The sequence below is a fragment of the Arthrobacter sp. CAL618 genome (genome assembly GCF_000468215.1).
Lineage (GTDB): Bacteria > Actinomycetota > Actinomycetes > Actinomycetales > Micrococcaceae > Arthrobacter_D.
In genome coordinates this window covers 26,733-33,385 of the sequence record NZ_ASZW01000195.1, presented here as the reverse complement: position 1 = coordinate 33,385, position 6,653 = coordinate 26,733, and the positions used below count along the sequence as shown (strand labels likewise).

Below are 6,653 nucleotides of genomic sequence, written 5' to 3'. Positions count from 1 at the left end.
CCGCCACTGTCACCTGCTCTGCGCCGCCATGGGAAAAGGAGCGGCGGCAGTACCGGACACGTCGGGACCGCACCGCCAACACCGCTGACTGATCAAACCGTCAGCAAGGTTGGGATTCCGGAATGCTTGGGGCGAACACTCCGGAATCCCGGCTTGAGGGCTGGCCAACCTTCTTTAGGGCCAGACAGAATTTGGTCATTCCCCACTTGACGCCGACACAGCGCTGGGGGCCGAGTAGCCCGAATTCCCCGAGACCACAGGTGGCTGAACCGGGGCTGGGGCCGGAACCAGGACGGGTGCCGGTGCTGCGGGGGTCGAGACAGACGGAGCACTTGCGGCACTGGGCGCTGAGGATTCAGCGGCCTTCGGAGTGGGCGAAGGGGCTGGCGAGGGTGTCAGCCTGTCGGAGTCGACGGTCGTAGCGTTCCCGACGTCGTCGCCCGGGCTGGTGCTGCCGTTCGCCCGGTCTTTGGTGGCGGCCCCATCGTCGCTGGACCGGTTGATACTGGAGCCAAGATCGCGAGGGGCGTGGTTACTGTCCGCGACGGCAACCCCAAGGCCAAGGGCCATAACGCTGAGTGAGCCGGTGGCGATCCAGATGTTTCGCTTCTGCACGGTGGGGTCCTTTCGGGATCCTCAGTAACTGGTTGTACAACTACTGTGCACCGCGTTTGTGAGACGAGGAGGAACTGATTATGAGAGACCTCTCACAATCAGTCAGCTTTCAAGCGTCAACGCTTCGTTGGCGAGGGTCTCCGCGATGGAGAGCCGCTTCAGGGCGTCGGCTCTCCAGGACGTCGGATCCGCGGTGGTCGCCCTGTGTTTGGCGCCGGCCACCAAAGTGAGCGCCACGCCTGCAGCACGGCCACGAAGGGCGGCCGGGTTCACTTCGCCGTCGAATACTGCCAGGAACCGGTTGAGAGCCGCGGGGACATGCTGGTAACGGCTGTCCAAGGCCGGTAAGACCGCGAGATGCCCGATGAAGCAGGCCAGGTCGTCAACCAGGTACCCGGGGCCCAGCGCGTCAACGTCCAATAGACCTGACACGTTGCCGCCCGAAACCAACAGATTCCCTTCATAGAAGTCGCCGTGCGACGGGACTTTGGGGCCGGCAGGGCTTGATGCAACGAGACTGTGCACCCGTTCGGCGAGTTCCGAGATTCGTGTCGCTTCGCCCGGTAGGACGGCGGTAGCTCCCTTGGCGTAGTCGCGGACCCGTGCCGACCAGGCTGGCCGCTCCGGCAGCTGCATCGCTTCGGCTGGCAGCCGGCGCAGCAACTCGACCAGGGTCCTCGGGCTGAGCGACTCCGCACCGTCGCGCATGAGTTGTTCAGCAAGCGGGGTGCCCGCAGCTGGGTGCATCGCCAGCACATCGGGTGCCGGAACGTCGATGAGTGACGGGGCGGGTATCGCCGCCGCCCTGAGCATTTGATGGCGTGCGGCGAGTTGGGCTGCTTGACCGGCCCGGAGAACCTTCAGATAACGCCGCTGGCCGGCCAGGTCTGCGATGAGGACTGCCCGCCTGAGGGGACGGTAGCTGACCGTCGCCAGCACCGGAACGCCCTCCGGTAACGACCCGGTTGATTGGCTGTCCAGGAACAGCGCTTCGCCCACTTTTTGGGCATCGCACGCCCACGGCAGCCCGGGTAGCAGCGGATCGTTAGGGTGTAGCCACACCGTTAGAGTGGTGTCGTCGGGTCCGCTGAGCTGCACCGTTGCGGGGATGTCGGCAGGTAGTGGCGCGGTGCTGACGCATAGAAAATCTGTGGTGAGTTCGCCGTTTTCGGCTTCTGCCTGCACCTGATATATTCCGGTTGCCCCGGCCCCGGGACGGTGGTGAACCTGTTCCAGTGACCAGTGAGTGGGTCGTCGTCCTAACGTCGCGAGTGCGAGGCGAAGTGGCTCAGCCACGTCGTCTCCCTCAAGCAAACGCAGTTGGGCCGCCTCGGCCCCCTGCCTTGGGTGGGAAGAATCAGGCCCGACGACGCTGTAGGACGTCATCCAGGTTCATCCTGCCAGTGGTGGGGTTGGCGGTTGAGTTGCTTCCCGATGACGTGTCAGGACTGGCTACTGCGGGCGCAGCTGCTCCTTGTTTCAGGGTCGTTTTGGCCTGTGCCTTCGGAGCAGCAGGGAGCTCCAGTGGGGCTGGAGCCTGCCGCTGTGCCTTTGCGGCTGCAACATACATCGGCTTGGGCACCTCAACGGGCTCCCAGGGTGTTCCTGCGGATTCGGTAGTCGCCTCAGCGTCAGGTGAGACGGAACTGTGGGGATCAACGCTGGCTGCTTCCGTAACGGTGGCACTGGCGGCGACGGCCAGGGCCGCCTGGCGCAGTTCGATGGCCGTCAGGTTTGCGGTACCGGTTGTGCCCGTCGTCGACCCCTGCTCGTTGGGAGAGCTCTCTGCTGCGGGGCCCGTTGTTTCGGCGTCGAAGAGGTTGGTCTCCCGCCGCGGGGCGGGAACAGCCGGGGCGGCGAACGCTTGTGCCCGGGGAGGCAGGTCAGTCGTCCGGTGTGACATGGCGTCTGCGAATGCCGCCTCGACCTTACGACGCCGATCGCGGACAGCGAGGACCCGGAGTCCTGCTACCGCAAGCAGGAACAGCACGAAGGCTCCAGCAGGTACCAGTGCTGGTATCAGGGACAGGACTGCGAGAGGTATGCAGACGACGGCCGCTAGAAGCGCTACAGCAGCGATGGCCGCAATGGAGCTGCGCCCGCGCCGGATGGTGAGCCGGCCCTGGGGCGAGTATGCCTTGGGGGCTGCTCCGCCGCCCATGGTGCCAGCGGCGTCGGTAGTGTGGCCGGACATTTCCATAATGCTCCCCTGAGAGACTTTGCTCTCGGCTGTTGCTGATGAAACTAGGGCGGAGGTGGCCACCGGCTCAACCAACAGGGCCGGGCGGCGGATACGAAGAACGTAGGGGGCAACCCAGATCAGCCAGAGGCCAACAATAGCGGCGAGCACCACCGAGCTGTTCATAGAGAAGTCCACGTCTAAAACCGTAGGTTGTTTACCCCGATCAGGTGAGTATTGCCGGCGGTGTGTCGTCCCCGGGTTGGTGAATTGCCGTGTCCCGGTGGCTACGGGCCACCTGGTTTTTCCAGCGTGCCAGTAGCCCGTCGGGGACCTCGTCGTGGGTCAGCGCGAAGCTGCGATGGTCAGCCCATCGACCGGCAATGTGCAGGTAACTCTCGCGCAGCCCTTCGTCCCGGAATCCCAGTTTCTCGACGACCCGTAGACTCGCCGAATTTTCCGGCCGGATGTTGATTTCCATCCGGTGGAGTCCCAGGCTCCGGAAGCAGTAGTCGGTCACCAGGGCAACTGCGGTGGGGGCGATGCCCTGGCCGGCGCGCTGCCGGTCCACCCAGTAGCCGAGAGTGGCGCTCATCGCCGACCCCCAAACGATCGTCGAAACCGTGAGTTGGCCGACAATGGCGGTCTCCCGGAGGTGAGAGCTGCGTTCAGTGATCAGAAAAGGTAACGCGGAGCCGCTCCGTGCCTGTTTCTTCAACGACCGGACCATCTCGGTGTAACTCGGCAGGTAGCCGCCCGGGGCGGGATTTGATGCCTCCCAAGGCGCCAACCAGTCAGCGTTGCGCTGCCTGACCGCCGACCATTCCCGCTTGTCTCGAAAACGAACGGGCCTGAGGACCAGATCGTCGGTCTCAAGGGTCACCGGCCAGGTGAATTGCCCGCTCACTGGGTACAGGCTAGCCGTTGAGGTTGTTGGTGAAGCTCTTCAACCAGTCCTGGAGGTCTGGGCCGAGATCCTCACGCTCCGACGCGAGGGTGACCACGGCCTTGATGTAGCTGAGCTTGTCTCCCGTGTCATACCGGCGTCCACGGAACACCACTCCGTATACGCCTGATCCTTCGCCGTCGGCAGAGGCAAGAGTCTGCAGCGCATCGGTCAGCTGGATTTCACCGCCGCGGCCGGGGCCGGTGGTTTCCAGAACGTCGAAGACCCGCGGGTGCAGGACATAGCGACCGATGACTGCCAGGTTCGATGGAGCTTCGTCAATTGCTGGCTTCTCCACCAGTTCGCTGACCCGAACATACTCTTCGCCGTCGATGGCTGAAATGTCGGCGCAGCCGTAGGCGCTGATCTGCTCAGGGTCAACCTCGATCAGCGCGATCACTGACCCACCGGTCTTTTCCTGTACCTCGATCATGGTCTTGAGGAGAACATCTCGCTCGTCGATCAGGTCATCGCCGAGCAGGACGGCGAATGGCTCGTTGCCGACGTGAAGCTTCGCACGGAGCACTGCGTGTCCGAGACCCTTCGGGTCGCCTTGGCGGAGGTAGTGGATATCCCCGAGCTCCGATGGACGACGGACCGCGGCGAGCTTTTCGTGATCGCCCTTCGCCTCGAGGGTCTGCTCGATAAATGGCACCCGGTCGAAGTGGTCCTCCAGCGAACGCTTGTTGCGTCCGGTGATCATCAGAATGTCGGTCATACCGGCATGGACTGCTTCTTCGACCACATACTGGATCGCCGGCTTGTCGACTACCGGAAGCATTTCTTTGGGCATCGCCTTCGTGGCGGGAAGAAACCGCGTGCCAAGTCCCGCAGCGGGGATGACAGCCTTGTTCACTCGTGAGCTCATGACACCACCCTACATAACGTCAGTCCGCTTATAGCGACATTTGGCTGCGGGAGGCTAACAGTGGTCGGTTTCGGTAGTGTGTGCCGGTATGGGACACACTACGACGGCGGCGGAAAAGCAAAATGCCAGGCAGTTCTTTCGTTCCAGGCGCCGAGAAATGTCCAACGAAGAGCGTCTCCGCTCGGCTGCTGGCCTGGCTCAGCAGGTCCGACAACGGCTGCAGGCATCGTCAGGCCCCCACGGCGGTTTGATCGCCGCCTACCTATCAATGGACCCTGAACCAGGGACCGCGCGGCTCCTTGACGCGTTAAACCGCGACGGATACGACGTCGTCGTGCCGATCTGCGAGCCTGACTATCAGCTGTCCTGGTGCCAGTGGAGCGCCGACGCCGAACTGCGCCGCAGCCCTCGCGCGCCCCTGATGGAACCTGTAGGTGAACGCTTCAGCTTTTCCGAGCTACTGGACCGTCATGGCTTGCCCTCCCTCGTTTTGGTGCCAGGACTGGCGGTCGACCACACCGGCACCCGCCTGGGACAGGGCGGCGGCTACTACGATCGGTTCCTTGCCCAGGCACGGACGGTGGTGCCGGACCTCCCGGCGGCAGCATATCTCTATGAACACGAACTGTTACCGAAGCGGTCGCTTGCCAAGACCGAACTCGACATGCCGCTCAGCGGCGCGTTCACCCCCTCCGCGTTCCACCGGCTGAGCCCTGCAGCGTAGCGGTGTAGACTTAGCACTCGGGACCTTAGAGTGCCAGTCGAACCGACTTGGGTGACCGATCCCCAAGAACACAGCTTGTCCAGGAGGATTTTCTTGCCTACTTACGCATACGCCTGCAGAGACTGCGAACACGCTTTCGACATTCACCAGGCCTTCTCCGATAACTCCCTGACCGTCTGCCCTGAATGCGACGGATCGCTTCGGAAAAAGTTCAACAGCGTGGGAGTTGTCTTTAAGGGGTCCGGTTTCTACCGCAATGATTCCCGCGACAGCAAGAAGTCAGTCGACGTCGGTGCGAGCAATTCCGTCGCGTCCACCGGCTCGGGTTCTGAATCGTCATCCAGCAGCTCCGAGAACAAACCCAGCACCACAGGCCCGGGCAAGGACGCCTCCCCGGCCCCCACCAAGTCAGCACCGGCGACAAAGACCACCGCGGCCGCCAGCTAGTGACACCGCTGAACACCGTCTGCCACAGTGGCTTTATCCACATAGCAGGCGAAGCGCCCCTCGTGCTCCCAAAGCGGTTCTAACGTTTGTGGATGGCCCTTGGCAAACATCCACCACGGCACCCCCAACGAGCCGGGGAATCCTCGCACCGCGTCGGGCGGTTCGTGTTCCGAAACCGCAGGCTCCTGGCAGCAATGCTGTTCTGCCTGGCCACGGCAGTGGCCGTGGAGGCGTTGATCCCTCCCGAGCAGACCCGCGTCGGCGTTGTTGCGGCGGCGGCAGATCTCCCGGTGGGTACCGTTCTCACTGCCGCCCACCTGACCATTGTTGAACTGCCGGCCGAGGCGGTCATGTCCGCGTCCTTCGCCGACCCGAGCGAAGTAGTGGGTGAACAGCTCGCCACTCCCCTGCCGCACGGCTTCGTTCTCACCCCCACCGCCTTTGTCGGATCAGGGCTGCTCACCGGCGCACCCGCAGGCACCGTCGCGGTACCCTTACGCCCGTCGGACCCGTCAACGGTCCAGCTGCTGTCCCCCGGCCACTATGTGGAAGTTGTGCTCAGCACGGGGAATGGCTTCGACGTACCTGGTGACACAACCGTGCTGGCTCGGGGTTTGCCGGTGCTGTGGACCTCGGCTGCCCCCAGCAGCGGCCCATCGGGCGTCTGGCCGGGCAACTCTGAGAGCGAAGGGCTCGTGGTGGTTGCCGCAGCACCGGCAGACGCCGCAGCCCTGGCGGGCGCCACCAGCACCGGCAACGTTCATCTGGTGCTGACCGGCGCACCACCCGGCTAGGACATCGAGTTAGACCATCGAGTTAGGGCACGGGCGAGGGCACGGGCGAGGACATTGCGCTAGCGCACGGCGTCCTTGGT

At 63.7% G+C, this 6,653-nt stretch carries 8 protein-coding genes; 3 read left to right on the top strand and 5 right to left on the bottom strand.

The features are described from left to right. Positions 1 to 195 precede the first annotated feature (195 nt). The 5 genes from K728_RS0111920 to galU form a co-directional block, all read right to left on the bottom strand. Complete coding sequence (locus K728_RS0111920) at positions 196 to 615, bottom strand: hypothetical protein (RefSeq protein ID WP_024476864.1); 420 nt, start codon at positions 613 to 615, stop codon at positions 196 to 198. A gap of 102 nt (positions 616 to 717) precedes the next feature. Further along, positions 718 to 1,911: a phosphotransferase gene (locus K728_RS0111915; protein ID WP_237742144.1), complete on the bottom strand. Its 1,194-nt coding sequence runs from the start codon at positions 1,909 to 1,911 to the stop codon at positions 718 to 720. Between the two features lie 61 nt (positions 1,912 to 1,972). After that, a complete protein-coding gene (locus K728_RS0111910; RefSeq protein ID WP_051317686.1) occupies positions 1,973 to 2,980 on the bottom strand; it encodes a hypothetical protein in 1,008 nt (335 codons plus the stop codon). Positions 2,981 to 3,020: 40 nt separating this feature from the next. Continuing rightward, a complete protein-coding gene (locus K728_RS0111905) occupies positions 3,021 to 3,701 on the bottom strand; it encodes a GNAT family N-acetyltransferase (RefSeq protein WP_024476861.1) in 681 nt (226 codons plus the stop codon). A gap of 10 nt (positions 3,702 to 3,711) precedes the next feature. Continuing rightward, the gene (galU, locus tag K728_RS0111900) at positions 3,712 to 4,608 is read right to left on the bottom strand and encodes a UTP--glucose-1-phosphate uridylyltransferase GalU (protein WP_019481588.1); all 897 of its coding nucleotides are present in this window, start codon (positions 4,606 to 4,608) and stop codon (positions 3,712 to 3,714) included. Positions 4,609 to 4,696: 88 nt separating this feature from the next. Here galU and K728_RS20200 point away from each other — a divergent pair, with 88 nt between their 5' ends. The 3 genes from K728_RS20200 to K728_RS0111885 all read left to right on the top strand — a co-directional run bounded on the left by K728_RS20200 (position 4,697) and on the right by K728_RS0111885 (position 6,573). Continuing rightward, complete coding sequence (locus K728_RS20200) at positions 4,697 to 5,332, top strand: 5-formyltetrahydrofolate cyclo-ligase (RefSeq protein ID WP_084442886.1); 636 nt, start codon at positions 4,697 to 4,699, stop codon at positions 5,330 to 5,332. Positions 5,333 to 5,425: 93 nt separating this feature from the next. Beyond that, the gene (locus K728_RS0111890; protein WP_024476859.1) at positions 5,426 to 5,779 is read left to right on the top strand and encodes an FmdB family zinc ribbon protein; all 354 of its coding nucleotides are present in this window, start codon (positions 5,426 to 5,428) and stop codon (positions 5,777 to 5,779) included. A gap of 164 nt (positions 5,780 to 5,943) precedes the next feature. Next, complete coding sequence (locus tag K728_RS0111885) at positions 5,944 to 6,573, top strand: RcpC/CpaB family pilus assembly protein (protein ID WP_443110975.1); 630 nt, start codon at positions 5,944 to 5,946, stop codon at positions 6,571 to 6,573. Positions 6,574 to 6,653: the final 80 nt, after the last annotated feature.